Below are 17067 nucleotides of genomic sequence, written 5' to 3'. Positions count from 1 at the left end.
CCGGAGACACGTCATGCACTCGATCGCCTACCCGCGCTCGCGGGTCGCGCCGCACGATTCATCCGCCTCACGCGAAAAGCGCGCGCCGTCTTGCGCGCGCATCGAGGGGTGAGCGACATGACCAAGCTCCAGCCCGCCGATACGCAGGGTGCCGATAACAGCCTAGCCGCCAACGACGCCCGCGCGCGGGAAACCGGCCGCCGCGACGCCGACGCGATCGCGCTGCCGAGCGCGCTCGTCGACGTCACGCCGCAGCAGGCCGGCACGCAGACGCTGCTGCGCGGCCTGGCGATTCTCGAAGCGGCCGCGAATGGCGCGCGCGATCTGCGGTCGTTCAGCGCGGCGCTCGGCACGACGCGCAGCACCACGCACCGGCTCGTGAGTTCGCTCGTGCAGGCGCGCTATCTGCGGCAAGTGCAGGGCGGCTATCTGCTCGGGCCGAAGCTGATCGAACTCGGCACCATTGCGCTCGAACAGATGCCGCTGACGGCGGTCGCGCGTCCGCATCTTCAGGCGCTCGCGCAGCATACGCACGACACGATTCACTTGGGCGTGCGCGACGGCGACGACGTGCTCTACATCGACAAGATTCCCGGCACGCGCGGGCTCGAAATGCGTTCGCGCGTCGGGCACCGCATGCCGCTCGCATCGACGGGCATCGGCAAGGCGATGATGCTCGACCTCGAAGCCAACGCGTGGAAGAAGCTGCTCGACGCGTCGCACCGGGCGCTCGCCCGCACGAGCTTCAAGCCGGAGAACCGCCCGGACGTCGATACGTTTCTCCAGCGCATGACGCGCTATTCGCAAGGCGGTTACACGTTCGACCTCGAAGAGAACGAGGCGTCGATACGCTGCGTCGCCGCGCCCGTGCGCGATGCGTCGGGCGCGATCGTCGCGGCGCTTTCTGTCGCGAGCACCATCCCTTATATGCCGGACGAACGCATGGAAGAACTGATCCCGGTCGTGCAGCGCGAAGCGCGCTCGATCTCCGAAGAACTCGGCTGGCGCGCGCCGCAGGCCAATCGCAGGATCAAGCGATGACCGCGCCCGCTCTCATTGCGCTCGACTGGGGCACTACGTCCCTGCGCGCCTATCTGCTCGGCGACGACGGCACGGCGCTCGACACCCGCGCGTCGTCGGCAGGCATCATGAAGCTGCCCGCCGGCGGCTTCGACGAGGCGTTCGAGGAAACCTGCGGCGCGTGGCTCGACGCGCATCCGCGCTTGCCCGTGATCGCGGCAGGCATGATCGGCAGCGCGCAGGGCTGGATCGAAGCGCCGTATGTCGACACGCCCGCCGACGCCAGCGCGCTCGTCGCGGGCATCGTGACGGTGACGGCGGCGCGCGGCGTGACCGTGCGCGTGGTGCCGGGCGTGCTCGAACGCGGCGTGCTGCCCAACGTAATGCGCGGCGAGGAAACGCAGATCGTCGGCGCGCTTTCGGCCGACGCGTCGCTGTCCGCGCCGGGCGGCGCGCTGATCGGCCTGCCCGGCACGCATGCGAAATGGGCGTTCGTCGAGGACGGCCGCATCGAGCGTTTCTACACGTTCATGACCGGCGAGACGTTCAGCGCGCTGCGCGACCACACGATTCTCGGCCGCACGATGCAGCAGGGCGCGGCCCCCGATGCAGCCGCGTTCCTTCGCGGTGTCGATACTGCGCGCGATGCCGGTCATCCCGGCCTGCTCGCGACCATCTTCAGCACGCGCACGCTCGGACTCACCGGGCAACTGACGCCCGAACAGCAGCCGGAGTACTTGTCGGGACTGCTCATCGGCCATGAACTGCGCGGGCTGAACGAAGTGCTGGCGCGAGACGCGTCGTCGCTCGCGGGCAGGACGCTGCGCCTGATCGGCAACGATGCGCTCTGCGACCGCTACCGCGCCGCGCTCGCGCGGTTCGGCTGCCAGGACGCGCAGACGGTCGCGCACGCCACCGAACACGGTCTGTACCGAATCGCCGCGCAAGCCGGGCTCGTCAGCGCGCCCGCGAGCGCCGCCTGACGCAACGCATACGAACGCACACGAACGCACACGCAAGGAGCAAGACGATGCAACCTCACATCAATCTGCCGGGGCCGTACGAGATGCACGCCGGTCTCGCGAAGGCGTTCGCCCAGTGTCCGCTCATCGCGATCCTGCGCGGCGTCACGCCCGCCGATGCCGCCGAGCACGGCCGCGCGCTCTACGAAGCGGGCTTTCGCATCGTCGAGGTGCCGCTCAATTCGCCGCAGCCGTTCGACAGCATCGCCGCGATCCGGCAGGCGCTGCCGGACGACGCCATCGTCGGGGCCGGCACGGTGCTGCATCCGAGCTACGTGGATAACGTGAAGGATGCGGGCGGCGAACTGATCGTGATGCCGCACAGCGACGGCGACGTCGTGCGGGCCGCGAAGGCGCACGGGCTTGCGTGTGCGCCGGGCGTCGCCACGCCGAACGAAGGTTTTCTCGCGCTCAAGAACGGCGCGGATGTGCTGAAAATGTTCCCCGCCGAGCAACTCGGTCCGACGGTCGTGAAGGCGTGGCGCGCGGTCATCGCGAAGGAAGTGCCGCTCGTGCCGGTCGGCGGCATCGCGCCGGACAACATGGGGCCGTTTTTGACGGCGGGCGCGAACGGCTTCGGCTTGGGGTCCGCGCTCTACAAGCCGGGACAGAGCGCGAGCGTGACGGCATCGCACGCGAAGGCGTTCGTCGAAGGGCTCGCCATCGCGAAAGGTGAGAAGCGATGAACCGGCTCGCCGGCAAAGTCGCGATGGTCACCGGCGGGGGCCGCGGCATCGGCGCGGCGATCGCGCTGGCGTTTGCACGCGAAGGCGCTGCGGTGGCGCTCGCGGAACTGGACATCGAGACGGCGCGCGAGACGGCAAGGCGCATCGCCGACGAAACGCAGTCCGAGCGCGTCTTCGCCGTGCAGACCGACGTGACGCAAAGCGCGTCCGTGAAAGACGCCGTCGCGCAAACGGAAGCGAAGTTCGGCGCGCTCGACGTGCTCGTGAACAACGCCGGCATCAACGTGTTCTGCGATCCGCTCACCATGACCGACGACGACTGGCGGCGCTGCTTCGCCGTCGATCTCGACGGCGTGTGGAACGGCTGCCGCGCGGTGCTGCCCGGCATGGTGGAACGCGGCCGGGGCAGCATCGTGAACATCGCCTCGACGCACAGCTTCAAGATCATCCCGGGCTGCTTTCCGTATCCGGTCGCGAAGCACGGCGTGATCGGGCTGACGCGCGCGCTCGGCATCGAATACGCGCCGAACAACGTGCGCGTGAATGCCATCGCGCCGGGTTACATCGAAACGCAATTGACGCTGGACTGGTGGGACTCACAAGCCGATCCGAAGGCAGCGCGGCAGGCGACGCTCGATCTCCAGCCGATGAAGCGCATCGGCAAGCCGCAGGAAGTCGCGATGACGGCGGTGTTCCTCGCATCGGAAGAAGCGCCGTTCATCAACGCGAGCTGCATCACGGTAGATGGCGGGCGTTCCGCGTTGTATCACGACTAAAGACGCACGTATCGAAGAATGACGCACTGGCCGCGGTGCGGCATCCACGCAGAAAGACACGCGGCCACACGCTTTGTACCACCCGCACGCGGGTATTTTGAGACAACGCAAAAAGTCGGGAGACACAAGATGAAACGCAGACTGTTCCTCACGCTGATCGCCGCCGCCACCGCGACGAGCGCCACGATGATCGCCGCGCCCGTCGCGCAGGCCGCCGACGACATCAAGATCGGCTTTCTCGTGAAGCAGCCGGAAGAGCCGTGGTTCCAGGACGAATGGAAGTTCGCCGAGACCGCCGCCAAGGAGAAGGGCTTCACGCTCGTGAAGATCGGCGCGCCGTCGGGCGAAAAGGTGATGAGCGCGATCGACAACCTCGCCGCGCAGAAGGCGCAGGGTTTCATCATCTGCACGCCGGACGTGAAGCTCGGGCCGGGCATCGTCGCGAAGGCGAAGGCCGACAAGCTGAAAATGATGACGGTGGATGACCGCCTCGTCGATGGTTCCGGCAAGCCGATCGAGTCGGTGCCGCACATGGGCATTTCGGCCTACAACATCGGCAAGCAGGTGGGCGACGGCATCGCCGCCGAAATCAAGAAGCGCGGCTGGGACATGAAGGATGTCGGCGCAATCGACGTGACTTACGAGCAATTGCCGACCGCGCATGACCGCACGAGCGGCGCGACCGACGCGCTTGTCGCCGCCGGTTTTCCGAAGGCGAACGTGATCGCCGCGCCGCAAGCGAAGACCGACACGGAGAACGCGTTCAACGCGGCGAACATCGCGCTGACGAAGAACCCGCAGTTCAAGCATTGGGTCGCCTACGGCCTGAACGACGAAGCCGTGCTCGGCGCGGTGCGCGCGGCGGAAGGCCGCGGCTTCAAGGCGGACAACATGATCGGCATCGGCATCGGCGGGTCGGATTCGGCGTTGAACGAGTTCAAGAAGCCGAACCCGACCGGCTTCTTCGGCACGGTCATCATCAGCCCGAAGCGTCACGGCGAAGAGACCTCCGAACTGATGTACGCGTGGATCAAGGACGGCAAGGCGCCGCCGCCGCTCACGCTCACGACGGGCATGCTCGCCACGCGTGAGAACGTGTCGTCGGTGCGTCAGCAAATGGGCCTGGCGTCGAACTAAATCCATCGAGCAGGCGGGCCGCATGACAGCGCGGCCCGCCGCAGAACAAGGAGGCGATGTGTCAGCGACGCTGCGTTTTGACAATATCGGCAAGGTGTTTCCAGGCGTGCGCGCGCTCGACGGCGTGTCGTTCGACGTCAATGCCGGCGAAGTTCACGGTTTGATGGGCGAGAACGGCGCGGGTAAATCGACCTTGCTCAAGATTCTCGGCGGCGAGTATCAACCCGATTCGGGGCGCGTGCTCATCGACGAGAAAGAAGTGCATTTCGGAAGCGCCGCGGCTTCGATTGCATCGGGTATCGCGGTGATCCACCAGGAATTGCAGTACGTGCCGGACCTGACGGTGTCCGAGAACCTGCTGCTCGGCGCACTGCCGAACCGGCTCGGCTGGGTGGACAAGCGCGCCGCGAAAAAGCACGTGCGTGAGCGGCTCGCCGCGATGGGCGTCGATCTCGATCCCAACGCGAAGCTGCGCAAGCTCTCCATCGCGCAGCGGCAGATGGTGGAAATCTGCAAGGCGCTCTTGCGCAATGCGCGCGTGATCGCGCTCGACGAGCCGACTTCATCGCTCTCGCACCGCGAAACCGACGTGCTGTTCAAGCTCGTGCGCGACCTGAAAGCGGACAAGCGCGCGCTCATTTATATCTCGCACCGCATGGACGAGATTTACGAGCTATGCGACGCCTGCACCATTTTCCGCGATGGCCGCAAGATCGCGTCGCACACGCGTCTTGCCGAAGTGCCGCGCGACACGCTCGTGCAGGAAATGGTCGGCCGCGAAATCTCGGACATCTATAACTATCGTCCGCGCAAACTGGGCGACGTGCGCTTCGCGGTGGAGAACGTGCAGGGCGAGGCGCTTTCCGCGCCGGTGAGCTTCGAGGTGCGGCGCGGCGAAATCGTCGGGTTCTTCGGCTTGGTCGGCGCGGGGCGCAGCGAACTCATGCATCTGATCTACGGCGCGGACAAGAAGAAGGAAGGCACGATTCAGCTCGACGGCAAGCCGATCAAGATTCGCAGCACTGGCGAAGCGATTCGCCACGGCATCGTGCTGTGTCCGGAGGATCGCAAGGAAGAGGGCATCGTCGCAATGGCGACGGTCGCGGAGAACATCAATATCTCGTGCCGCCGTCACTATCTGCGCGCGGGGCTTTTCCTCGACCGCAAGAAGGAAGCGGAGACGGCGGACCGCTTCATCCAGCTTCTGAAGATCAAGACGCCGAGCCGCCGTCAGCGCATCCGCTTTCTGTCGGGCGGCAATCAGCAGAAGGCGATTCTCTCGCGCTGGCTCGCGGAGCCGGATCTCAAGGTCGTGATTCTGGATGAACCGACGCGCGGCATCGACGTCGGCGCGAAGCACGAAATCTATAACGTGATCTATCAGCTGGCGGAGCGTGGCTGCGCGATCGTGATGATCTCGTCGGAACTGCCGGAAGTGCTCGGTGTATCCGATCGCATCGTCGTAATGCGGCAAGGGCGCGTGGCGGGCGAATTGCCGCGCGGACAGGCGAACGAACAGTCCGTTTTGAGTCTCGCGCTGCCGCAATCGGAGACGGTCGCCGAGGCCGCGTAAAAACAAGGGGACTGAGGAAAGAAATCATGGAAGCCAGAGAAAACATCGTGGGGCAGGCTAGCGAAACGGTCGCGAACGCGCTGATCCCGCAGAGAAGCGACAAGCAGAAGTGGTGGCAGCAGATCACGGAATACAGCCTGATCGTCATCTTCATCGTGATGTTCGTCACGATGTCGCTGACCGTCGATCACTTCTTCTCCATCGAGAACATGCTCGGGCTCGCGCTGTCGATCTCGCAGATCGGCATGGTCGCCTGCACGATGATGTTCTGCCTCGCCTCGCGCGACTTCGACTTGTCGGTGGGCTCGACCATCGCGTTCGCGGGCGTGCTCTGCGCGATGGTGCTGAACGCGACGAACAACACCTTCATCGCGATCATCGCGGCGGTGGCGGCAGGCTCGGTGATCGGCTTCGTGAACGGCGCGGTGATCGCGTATCTGCGCATCAACGCGCTGATCACCACGCTCGCCACCATGGAGATCGTGCGCGGGCTCGGCTTTATCGTGTCGCACGGGCAGGCGGTCGGCGTGTCGTCGGATACGTTCATCGAACTGGGCAGCCTCACCATGCTCGGCATTTCGCTGCCGATCTGGGTCACGCTCGCGTGTTTCATCGTGTTCGGCGTGCTGCTGAACCAGACGGTTTATGGCCGCAATACGCTTGCCATCGGCGGCAATCCTGAAGCGTCGCGGCTCGCGGGTATCAACGTCGAACGCACGCGCGTATGGATTTTCCTCGTCCAGGGCGCGGTAACGGCGCTCGCAGGCGTTATCCTTGCGTCTCGGATCACGTCGGGACAACCGAACGCGGCGCAAGGCTTCGAGCTGAACGTGATTTCGGCGTGCGTGCTCGGCGGCGTCTCGCTGCTCGGCGGCCGGGCGACGATTTCCGGCGTGGTGATCGGCGTGCTCATCATGGGCACGGTCGAGAACGTGATGAACTTGCTGAACATCGACGCGTTCTATCAGTACCTCGTGCGCGGCGCGATTCTGCTCGCTGCCGTGTTGCTGGACCAATTGAAAAATCGCGGATCGCGCGACTGAAAGGACGGCGAAACATATGACATCCATCGACAGCACCCTCGCGCGCTACCCGAGCCTCGCGGGCAAGACCGTGCTCATCACGGGCGGCGCGACCGGCATCGGCGCGGCGTTCGTCGAGCATTTCTACGATCAGGGCGCCAAAGTGGCGTTCTTCGATATCGACGCCGAAGCCGGCGAGGCGCTTGCGAACCGGCTCGGCGTGGACCTGGCGGGAGCCCACACGCGGCCGATGTTCCTGCGCGTGGATCTGACGGACATCGACGCGTTGCGCCAAGGCATCGCGGAGGTGCGCGGCGCGCTCGGCCCGATCGGCGTGCTCGTGAACAACGCGGCCAACGACAAGCGTCATACCATTCAGGAAGTCACGCCCGAATCGTTCGATTGGGGCATCGCGGTGAATATCCGTCACCAGTTCTTCGCGGCGCAGGCGGTCGTCGACGACATGAAGCAACTCGGTGGCGGCTCGATCATCAATCTCGGCTCCGTCAGCTGGATGCTGAAGAACCCGAATCTGCCCGTGTACGTGACGGCGAAATCGGCGGTGCAGGGCTTGACGCGCGGTCTCGCGCGCGACCTCGGCAAGTTCGGCATCCGCGCGAATTCGCTGGTGCCCGGCTGGGTGATGACGGAAAAGCAGAAGCGCCTGTGGCTCGACGAAGCGGGCAAGCTCGCGATCAAGCAGGGCCAGTGCATCGACGCCGAAGTGCTGCCCGAGCATCTCGCGCGGGCCGCGCTCTTTCTCGCATCCGACGATAGCAGCATGATGACGGCGCAGGAAATCATCATCGACGGAGGATGGGTCTGATGAACCAAAGCGGCGCGAGCGATGCAACCGAGGCACGCCTTCTGATCGACAGCCAATGCGCGCTCGGCGAGGGCGCGACGTGGTGCGCCGCGAGTGGGCGGTTCTACTGGACGGATATCGAAGGCAAGCGGTTCTTGCGATACGATCCGCGCGACGGATCGACCGAAGCCTTCGACATGCCGGAGCGCCTCGCGTGCTTCGCGCTCTGCGCGGACCCGGACTTTGTGCTGCTCGGCCTGGCGTCGCGGCTCGCGTTCTTTCAGTTCTCGACGGGCAAGATCGAGACGATCACGGAAGTGGAAGCCGGCCTGCCGACGCGTCTGAACGACGGCCGCTGCGACCGCGAAGGGCGCTTCGTGTTCGGCACGAAGCACGACGTGGACGACGCACAGCCGCTCGGCGGTTACTATCGGCTGAACCTGGATCTGTCGCTGGAGCGCCTGCCGCTCGGAAATTGCGCGATCAACAACAGCACCGCATTCAGTCCTGACGGCACGACGCTCTACTACTGCGATACGCCGACGCGCCATATTCGCGTCTGCGATTACCCGAGCCTCGCGAACGACCGCGTGTTCGTCGAATTGACCGACGATAGCGGCGCGCCGGACGGCTCCACGGTCGACGCGGAAGGCGGCCTGTGGAACGCGCAGTGGGGCGGGCGGCGCGTGGTGCGCTATGCGCCGGATGGCCGCGAGACCGCGCGCATCGAGGTGCCGAGCGCGCAGCCGAGTTGCGTCGCGTTCGGCGGAGCGTCTCTCGATACGCTCTTCGTGACGACGGCGCGCATCGGCTTGAGCGAAGACGCGCTCAAGACCGACGCCCACGCGGGCGGCATTTTCACCGCGCAGCCCGGCGTGCGCGGCATCGCGGAGCCGGTTTTCGCCGGCAAGCCGCGAGCATAAGAAACCGAGGTGGCGCGCGATCCGACGCGCCGCCCGTTCAGCACCCGGCCGCCGCCGCGCCGGGTTTTTCGCCTCTCGATGGAGCACAGGTCATGACGGTTGCGCGCAATGAGCAAAGGGTGAATACGCCGTCCGCGTCCACGGCGCAGGCGAACGCGCGCCGCTCGCGGCTCGCCGCCGCCGCCGAACCGCCGATCCGGCCGGGGCCGAGCACGGCGGTCGTCGCCATTGGCGGCGCGGCCGTCGAAGGCTGCATCACGCTCGCGAACGCGCACTTGAGGCTCGATGTCGCGCCGGCGCTCGGCGGCGGCGTCACGCGTTTCGACTGGCGTCACGAAGGCGGGCTCGTGCCGATTTTCAGGCCCTGCGCCGAACCGGGCCCGGACACCGATCCGAACCAACTTGCGTGTTATCCGCTGCTGCCATATTCGAACCGCATCGGCAACGGGCATTTTCGATTCTCCGGACGCGCCATCGACGTGCCGCGCAACCGCCCGGATGAGCCGCTGCCGCTGCACGGCGACGGCTGGCTGGGTGCGTGGACCGTCGAGGAAGAAGACGCGACGCATGTGCGGCTCGCGTTCGAGCGCAGCGACGGCAAGCCGTACTCGTTTCGCGCGTCGCAGACGTATGCGCTCGACGAAGCCACGCTCGTCGTCACGCTCGATGTGCAGAACACCGGCGACGAGGCGCTGCCCTTCGGTCTCGGCCTGCATCCGTTTCTGATGCGCGAAGCCGACACCGAGCTTTCGGCGGCGGCGGGCGGCCTGTGGCTCTGCGGCGACGATTGGCTTCCGGTGCGCCATGTGCCCGCGCCGCCTGCGTGGCAGTTCGGCGTCGCGTACCCGATGCCATCCGAAATGGTGAACAACGCGTTCACCGGCTGGAGCGGACGCACGAGCGTGCTCTGGCCGAAGCGCCGTCTCTCGCTGACGATCGCCGCCGACACCGATTACTACGTGCTGTACGCGCCTCCCGGCGAAGACTTCTTCTGCTTCGAGCCGGTCGATCATCCGATCAACGCGGTAAATCTGCCGGGCGGCGGCGAGGCGAACGGCATGACGGTGCTCGCGCCCGGCGAGCGGCTGTCGCGCGAGTTCCGTTTCACTGTGGAGCGCACCGGCGAGGCCGCGCGCCGCGGCCGGCCACGCACGCGTGCGGGAGCGAAGGCGCGCGGCCGCGCGGCGCTTGCGCGCTGAACGCGCCGAACGCACTAAACGCGCCGAACGCCCGAACCGGAAAGCGCTGCCGCGCACGTTAAAATGCGTGGCATCCCTTTCCGCCGATCTTTCCCATGTCTTTCATCCAGTCGCTCAACGCCGCGTGGTCGCGCACGCAATCGCTCCTGTGCGTCGGCCTCGATCCGGAGCCGTCGAAGTTTCCCGGCGCGCTGAACGGCCGCGCCGACGCGATCTTCGAGTTCTGCAAGACCATCGTCGATGCCACCGCGCCGTACGCGTCGTCGTTCAAGCCGCAGATCGCGTACTTCGCGGCGCATCGCGCGGAAGATCAGCTCGAAGCGCTGATCGCGCATATTCACGAGAAGCACGCGGGGCTGCCGGTCATTCTCGATGCGAAGCGCGGCGATATCGGCAGCACGGCCGAGCAATACGCGAAGGAAGCGTTCGAGCGCTACAAAGCGGACGCCGTGACGGTGAATCCGTACATGGGTTTCGATTCCATCGAGCCGTATCTCGCGCATGAAGGCAAGGGCGTGATCGTGCTGTGCCGCACGTCGAACGCGGGCGGTTCCGACCTGCAATTTCTGACGACGGACGGCAAGCCGCTGTATCAGGTCGTCGCGAAGCTGGCGGCCGAGAAGTGGAACGCGAGCGGGCAACTGGGGCTCGTCGTCGGCGCGACGTTTCCGAAGGAAATCGAAGCGGTGCGCGGCATGGTCGGCGACATGCCGCTGCTGATTCCGGGCATCGGCGCGCAAGGCGGCGATGTCGAAGCGACCGTGCGCGCGGGCCGCACGGCGAATGGCACGGGCATGCTCATCAACTCGTCGCGCGCAATTCTGTACGCCGGCAAGGGCGACGATTACGCGAGCGCGGCGGCCGAAGCCGCGAAGAAGACGCGGGATACGATTAACGCGTATCGGTGATGCGCGGGCGGGTTCATCGCTCGCGGTCACTTAGCACGTCGCGCAGCTTTCGCAGCGTTCGGCGGTGATCGATGATGTGCACGGCGGGGGATTGCCGCTCGCGCTAAATCAGATGGTCCAGCAGCTTTGAGAGCGCGTGTGCCGCGACCGCTAATGCGCGCCGTGTAGGTCCATCACTCGCGCTGATGCATGGAGTCGAGTTATTTCCGCTGCGCCTGCGCGATCGTATGCGCTCGGCCCGAGTTCACCGCTCGCGCTATTCCGAAAATCCACCGGCTTTCGCAGCGTTTTAACGGGGGACCGCTCATGTGCGCGGCGGGCTGATCGCTCGCTCTGATCTAGATGGTCCAGCAGCTTTGAGAGCGCGTGTGCCGCGACCGCTAATGCGCGCGGCGCGGGATCGCCGCTCGCGCGGTTCCAGCAAGTCCAGCCGCGGTCGCAGCGTCTGCGCCGCGACGGCTTATCTGCCCTGGCGCCGCTTCACCGCTCCCGCTGTTCCAAAAACTCCAACAACTTCCTCAAAGCGTGCGCCGCCGCCTGCGTGCGCACCTGCTCGCGGTCGCCCTTGAAATGCTGCGTCTCGAACGCGGTATGCAGGCGATTGCTCCAGGCGAAGCAAACCGTGCCAACCGGCTTCGCTTCGCTGCCGCCAGCGGGACCGGCCACGCCCGTGATCGACACCGAAACCTGCGCGCGGCTGTTGCGCAAGGCGCCTTCGGCCATGGCTTTCGCGACCGGCTCGCTCACCGCGCCGTGCTGCTCGATCAGCGCGGCCGGCACGCCGATCATCTCCGTCTTCGCCAGATTCGAATACGTGACGAAGCCGCGCTCGAACCACGCGCTGCTGCCCGAAATGTCCGTGATCGCGGCCGCCACCATGCCGCCCGTGCACGATTCGGCGGCGGCGAGCATCAGCCGTTCGTCGCGCAGCTTGTTGCCGACGCGGATCGCAAGTTGATGAACGACGGTATCGGTCGGCATGGCAGTGTCTCGCAGATTAATGAATGAAACGTCCGGCGGTCATGCGCCACAGCGAAATCACGAGCAAGCTGAAGAACGCGGCGACGAGATCATCGAACATGATGCCAAAGCCGCCTTTCAGATGGCGGTCGAAATAGCGGATCGGCGGCGGCTTCACCATGTCGAAGAAGCGGAACACGATGAACGCCCACAACTGTCCGGTGAAGGTCGCGGGCGTCACGACCAGCAGCACGAGCCAGAACGCGACGATCTCGTCCCACACCACCGGCGACGGGTCCGCGACGCCCATCTTCTTCGCGGTGAAGCCGCAGAACCAGCATCCGGCGATGAAGCCGACCGCGATCAGCACGCCCCATTCCGCCACGGTCAAATGCCGGTTGAGCGGCATGAACGAAGCCCACGCGAAGAGCGTGCCGACCGTGCCGGGCGCAATGGGCGACAGGCCGCTGCCGAAGCCGAGCGACAGAATATGCAGCGGATGCGTGAGCATGAAGCGCGCGCTCGCCTTGCGCGGTTTGGCGGGGGTGGGCGAACGCGGCGGCGCGGATTCGCTCGCGGCGGTGGGGTCAGTCTGCATGAAAGTGGTCGAATCCTTGCAACGTCAGGGAAAGCGGCGCGCCCGCGCCGTCGCACCAGGCGATGGCGGGCGCGCCCGCGGAACCGATTGTACCGATGCGCGTGAGCGGCACGCCCACGCGCTCGCCGATGCGCGCCACGGCGTCGCGCGCGTCGCGCGGCGCGGTGAAGCAGAGCTCGTAGTCGTCGCCGCCCGCGAGCGTGCACTGGCGCCGCGCCGTTTCGGGCAGCGCGCGCACCGCGTCGCAACATGGCACGGCGTCGGCATCGACGGTCGCGCTAACGCCCGAGCGCGTGAGGATGTGCATGAGGTCGCCCGCGAGGCCGTCGGAGATATCGAGCGCCGCGTGGGCGATGCCGGCGAGCGCGCGCCCGAGCGCCACGCGCGGCTCCGGGCGTTCGAGCGCCTGCTTCCATGCCAACGCGCTCGCTTCGTCCGGCGCGCGCCATTCGTCGCGCAAGACGCCGAGGCCCGCGCGGGCATCGCCGAGCACGCCCGACACGTAGATGTCGTCGCCGGGTCTCGCTGCGTCGCGCCGCAGCGCCGCGCCGTGCGCGACGTCGCCGAACACGGTAATGCAGATGTTGAGCGGCCCGCTCGTCGTGTCGCCGCCGACGAGCGCGCAGTCGAAGCGTTCGGCCAGCGCGAACATGCCGTCGCTGAACGCGGCAAGCCACGCTTCGTCGGCGCGCGGCAAGGCGAGCGCGAGCGTGAACGCGTGCGGCTTCGCGCCCATCGCGGCGAGATCCGACAGATTCACCGCGAGCGCCTTGTGACCGAGCGCGTAGGGATCGACATCGGGGAAAAAGTGACGGCCGGCGACGAGCATGTCCGTCGAGATCGCAAGCTGATGGCCGGCGGGCGGCGCGATCAGCGCGCAGTCGTCGCCGATGCCGAGCGGCGCGTCGCCTTGTCTCGGCGAGGGCGCTTTCGCGCGGCGGGCGAAGTATCGATCGATCAGGGAGAACTCGGAAAGCATCGTCGGGAAAGCGAGTTATTTGTGCAGTGCAAGAGGAAGACGGTGCGGCAACGACTGCGTTTTGAAGCGCCGCCGCACGTCTCGAAAAATCGGAACGATGTGTCGAAAGCCTTGCCAAGCCGGGCGATCAGGCGTTCTCCGGTCACGGCACTTGTAGCCGAATTGCATGGACTGCGCGTAAAAGCGGGGCTTGATTGGCGCTACAATGCGTTCGAGGTTCCATTCTAATTCCCGCACTGCTAGCCCGCCTTATGACGACTCCCGCCAATACGAAGTTGCGCGAAGCCGCGCTCGATTATCACGAGTTTCCGACACCCGGCAAAATCGCGATCGCCCCGACCAAGCAGATGATCAACCAGCGCGACCTCGCGCTGGCGTACTCGCCGGGCGTGGCGTTCGCATGCGAAGCGATCGTCGAAGATCCGCTGAACGCCGCGCGCTTCACCGCGCGCAGCAACCTCGTCGGCGTCGTGTCGAACGGCACGGCGGTGCTCGGGCTCGGCAACATCGGGCCGCTCGCCTCGAAGCCCGTCATGGAAGGCAAGGCCGTGCTCTTCAAGAAGTTCGCCGGCATCGACGTGTTCGACATCGAGCTGAACGAAAGCGACCCGCACAAGCTCGTCGACGTGATCGCCGCGCTGGAGCCGACTTTCGGCGGCATCAATCTGGAAGACATCAAGGCGCCGGACTGCTTCATCGTCGAGCGCGAGGCGCGCAAGCGCATGAAGATTCCCGTCTTCCACGACGACCAGCACGGCACGGCCATCGTCGTCGCGGCGGCCATCACGAACGGCCTGAAGGTGGTCGGCAAGAACATCGGCGAAGTGAAGCTCGTCGCATCGGGCGCGGGCGCGGCGGCGCTCGCGTGTCTGGATCTGCTCGTCGATCTCGGCATGAAGCTCGAGAACATCTTCGTGACGGATCTGGCCGGCGTGGTCTACAAGGGCCGCGTCGAACTCATGGACCCGGACAAGGAACGCTTCGCCCGCGAAACCAGCGCGCGTACGCTTGCCGAAGTGATCGAAGGCGCGGACGTGTTCCTCGGCCTTTCGGCGGGCGGCGTGCTGAAGCAGGACATGGTGAAGGGCATGGCCGCGAAGCCGCTGATTCTCGCGCTCGCCAATCCGACGCCGGAAATTCTGCCGGAGCTCGCGCTGGAAGTGCGTCCGGACGCGGTGCTCGCCACCGGCCGCACGGACTACCCGAATCAGGTCAACAACGTGCTGTGCTTTCCGTTCATCTTCCGTGGCGCGCTGGATGCCGGCGCGACGACGATCACGAAGGAAATGGAAATCGCCGCGGTGAACGCAATCGCCGAACTCGCGCGTCAGGAGCAGAGCGATATCGTCGCGACGGCGTATGGCATTCAGGACTTGTCGTTCGGGCCGGAGTATCTGATTCCAAAGCCGTTCGATCCGCGTCTCATCGTGAAGATCGCGCCCGCGGTGGCGAAAGCCGCGATGGAATCCGGCGTGGCCACGCGTCCTATCGAAGACATGGACGCCTACGAGCAGCACTTGCAGCAGTTCGTCTACCACAGCGGCACGACGATGAAGCCGGTGTTCCAGCTCGCGCGCAGCGTGGAGCCGGAGAAGAAGCGCATTGTGTTCGCGGAAGGCGAGGAAGAGCGCGTGCTGCGCGCCGTGCAGATCGCCGTGGACGAGAAGATCGCGAAGCCCATTCTCATCGGCCGTCCCGCGGTCATTCAGCAGCGCATCACGAAGTTCGGCCTGCGCCTCACGCCCGGCGTCGATTTCACCGTAGTCGACACGGACCACGACGAGCGTTACCGCGACTTCTGGCAGACGTATTACGCGATGATGGCGCGCAAGGGCATCAGCCAGCAAATGGCGAAGCTGGAAATGCGCCGCCGCACCACGCTGATCGGTTCCATGCTCGTGAAGAAGGGCGAAGCGGACGGCATGATCTGCGGCACGGTGAGCACCACGCATCGGCATCTGCACTTCATCGACCAGGTGATCGGCAAGAAGGAGGGCTGCAACGTGTACGCGGCGATGAACGCGCTCGTGCTGCCCGGCCGCCAGATCTTTATCGTCGATACGCACGTGAACGTGGACCCGACGCCGGAGCAGCTCGCCGAAATCACGATCCTCGCGGCGGAAGAAGTGAAGCGCTTCGGCATCATGCCGAAGATCGCGCTCTTGTCGCATTCGAACTTCGGCACGAGCAACGCGCCGACGGCGCAGAAGATGCGCGACGTGCTCGCCATCCTGAAAGAGCGCGCGCCCGATCTCGACGTGGACGGCGAAATGCACGGCGACGTGGCGCTGGATGCGCGTTTGCGCAAGGAAGTGCTGCCCGAATCGACGCTCGAAGGCGACGCGAATCTGCTGATTCTGCCGAACATCGACGCGGCGAACATCTCGTACAACTTGCTGAAGACGGCAGCGGGCAACAACATCGCGATCGGGCCGATTCTGCTCGGCGCGGCCGAGCCGGTGCATGTGCTGACGGCATCGGCCACCGTGCGGCGCATCGTCAATATGACGGCGTTGCTGGTGGCGGACGCATCGGCGGCGCGCTAGTCTTCGCTCGATGTAGTCGCGTCGCGGCGGGTCTTCCCGCCGCGTTTTTTTTGGGCGAAAAAAAACGTGCCGCGAAAAGCGGCACGCCGGGGCAAGAGCAAGGGGGAAGTTTGCTGTTCCCTAAATGTGCGGGGCGTCGGCATGGAGCGCATACCGTGAAACTGACGACAAGTGAGGCGGCTTGTCCAAGGGTTTCGATCCCCAGCGCGTGAATTATTATCTTGCTCAGTTGAAAAATCTCTCAGATTTAGGCTAGATGTAGTTGCCTTTTCTCCGCAAACCGGTGCATGCGCCTGCGAAGTTGAGAAAAAATTTCCGAAAACCCGCCGAACGTTGCTTCGCTTTGGCATTAGCGATACCCTTACATCTTTCGGGGTTGTCGCATTTTTCGGTTCATCGCGGGGACAATCGTTTCGTGAAGCGCGCTACGGCACTTGCCTGCATGGTCGCACTCGGCGTCTTTCTGGGCGGCTGCGGCAAGGACGAATCCCGAAGCGCGGCGGACACGGTCATGTCCGCGAAGCCGGCGAACCAGGCCGATTCGGCGAAGATCGCGCCGGAGGCCAGCCGGTCGGCCGCAGCGCAGGCCGGCCAAGCGCGCAACGACGACTTCGCGACCGTGGCCGTCGCGCAGTTGCCGAAACAGGCGGTCGAGACACTGCAGTTGATCCAGGCGGGCGGGCCTTTCCCTTACGAGAAAGACGGCGTCGTGTTCGGCAACCGCGAACGCTTGCTGCCACGGCGTGCGCGCGGCTACTACCACGAATACACAGTCCCCACGCCGCGAGCGCGGGATCGCGGCGCACGCCGGATCGTATGCGGCGGCCCCAAGCGGCAGATCGACGATTGTTACTACTCGGACGACCACTACGCCAGTTTTAAACGCATTGCGGGATAACGAGGGATTAACGGC

At 65.6% G+C, this 17067-nt stretch carries 16 protein-coding genes; 13 read left to right on the top strand and 3 right to left on the bottom strand.

The window, feature by feature from the left end; all coding sequences use genetic code 11:
* The first annotated feature begins 117 nt into the window (after positions 1–117).
* From NCR35_RS13055 to pyrF, 11 genes are all read left to right on the top strand, one after another.
* Positions 118–1041 carry an IclR family transcriptional regulator gene (locus NCR35_RS13055; protein WP_244847243.1) on the top strand — a complete coding sequence of 308 codons (924 nt, stop codon included), beginning with the start codon at positions 118–120 and terminating at the stop codon, positions 1039–1041.
* On the top strand, positions 1038–2003 hold the full coding sequence (locus tag NCR35_RS13050) for a 2-dehydro-3-deoxygalactonokinase (protein WP_250534665.1): 966 nt from the start codon (positions 1038–1040) through the stop codon (positions 2001–2003). The genes NCR35_RS13055 and NCR35_RS13050 overlap by 4 nt, the downstream gene beginning before the upstream one ends.
* A 47-nt stretch (positions 2004–2050) precedes the next feature.
* Positions 2051–2728, top strand: coding sequence for a 2-dehydro-3-deoxy-6-phosphogalactonate aldolase (locus tag NCR35_RS13045; protein WP_250534664.1), 678 nt, complete (start codon positions 2051–2053; stop codon positions 2726–2728).
* Positions 2725–3504: an SDR family oxidoreductase gene (locus NCR35_RS13040; protein ID WP_250534663.1), complete on the top strand. Its 780-nt coding sequence runs from the start codon at positions 2725–2727 to the stop codon at positions 3502–3504. The genes NCR35_RS13045 and NCR35_RS13040 overlap by 4 nt, the downstream gene beginning before the upstream one ends.
* A gap of 129 nt (positions 3505–3633) precedes the next feature.
* A complete protein-coding gene (locus tag NCR35_RS13035) occupies positions 3634–4641 on the top strand; it encodes an arabinose ABC transporter substrate-binding protein (RefSeq protein WP_250534662.1) in 1008 nt (335 codons plus the stop codon).
* Between the two features lie 58 nt (positions 4642–4699).
* Entirely contained in the window at positions 4700–6214 is a 1515-nt protein-coding gene (araG, locus tag NCR35_RS13030; RefSeq protein WP_250534661.1) for an L-arabinose ABC transporter ATP-binding protein AraG, read from the top strand.
* 26 nt (positions 6215–6240) lie between these two features.
* Positions 6241–7257, top strand: a complete 1017-nt coding sequence (araH, locus tag NCR35_RS13025; protein ID WP_206467031.1) for an L-arabinose ABC transporter permease AraH — start codon at positions 6241–6243, stop codon at positions 7255–7257.
* A 16-nt stretch (positions 7258–7273) separates the two neighbouring features.
* Positions 7274–8062, top strand: coding sequence for an SDR family NAD(P)-dependent oxidoreductase (locus tag NCR35_RS13020; RefSeq protein ID WP_250534660.1), 789 nt, complete (start codon positions 7274–7276; stop codon positions 8060–8062).
* The gene (locus NCR35_RS13015) at positions 8053–8964 is read left to right on the top strand and encodes an SMP-30/gluconolactonase/LRE family protein (protein WP_250534659.1); all 912 of its coding nucleotides are present in this window, start codon (positions 8053–8055) and stop codon (positions 8962–8964) included. The genes NCR35_RS13020 and NCR35_RS13015 overlap by 10 nt, the downstream gene beginning before the upstream one ends.
* Positions 8965–9056: 92 nt before the next feature.
* Positions 9057–10163 carry an aldose 1-epimerase gene (locus tag NCR35_RS13010; protein WP_250534658.1) on the top strand — a complete coding sequence of 369 codons (1107 nt, stop codon included), beginning with the start codon at positions 9057–9059 and terminating at the stop codon, positions 10161–10163.
* 95 nt (positions 10164–10258) lie between these two features.
* On the top strand, positions 10259–11071 hold the full coding sequence (pyrF, locus tag NCR35_RS13005; protein ID WP_250534657.1) for an orotidine-5'-phosphate decarboxylase: 813 nt from the start codon (positions 10259–10261) through the stop codon (positions 11069–11071).
* 480 nt (positions 11072–11551) lie between these two features.
* Here pyrF and NCR35_RS13000 read toward each other — a convergent pair whose 3' ends face one another.
* The 3 genes from NCR35_RS13000 to thiL are packed head-to-tail and all read right to left on the bottom strand — an operon-like array spanning position 11552 to position 13608.
* Positions 11552–12052, bottom strand: coding sequence for a CinA family protein (locus NCR35_RS13000; RefSeq protein ID WP_175945071.1), 501 nt, complete (start codon positions 12050–12052; stop codon positions 11552–11554).
* A 16-nt stretch (positions 12053–12068) separates the two neighbouring features.
* Complete coding sequence (locus NCR35_RS12995; RefSeq protein ID WP_250534656.1) at positions 12069–12629, bottom strand: phosphatidylglycerophosphatase A family protein; 561 nt, start codon at positions 12627–12629, stop codon at positions 12069–12071.
* The gene (gene thiL / locus NCR35_RS12990) at positions 12619–13608 is read right to left on the bottom strand and encodes a thiamine-phosphate kinase (protein ID WP_250534655.1); all 990 of its coding nucleotides are present in this window, start codon (positions 13606–13608) and stop codon (positions 12619–12621) included. The genes NCR35_RS12995 and thiL overlap by 11 nt, the downstream gene beginning before the upstream one ends.
* Before the next feature lie 251 nt (positions 13609–13859).
* Between thiL and NCR35_RS12985 the strand changes: the two genes are divergently transcribed.
* Positions 13860–16154 carry an NADP-dependent malic enzyme gene (locus NCR35_RS12985; protein WP_250534654.1) on the top strand — a complete coding sequence of 765 codons (2295 nt, stop codon included), beginning with the start codon at positions 13860–13862 and terminating at the stop codon, positions 16152–16154.
* Between the two features lie 415 nt (positions 16155–16569).
* The gene (locus tag NCR35_RS12980) at positions 16570–17052 is read left to right on the top strand and encodes a ribonuclease (protein ID WP_250534730.1); all 483 of its coding nucleotides are present in this window, start codon (positions 16570–16572) and stop codon (positions 17050–17052) included.
* Positions 17053–17067 lie beyond the last annotated feature (15 nt).

This window comes from Caballeronia sp. AZ10_KS36 (assembly GCF_023631105.1).
Classification (GTDB): Bacteria; Pseudomonadota; Gammaproteobacteria; order Burkholderiales; family Burkholderiaceae; genus Caballeronia.
Note: the sequence above shows the minus strand (reverse complement) of the source record. Positions and strands in the feature narration are given on the sequence as shown.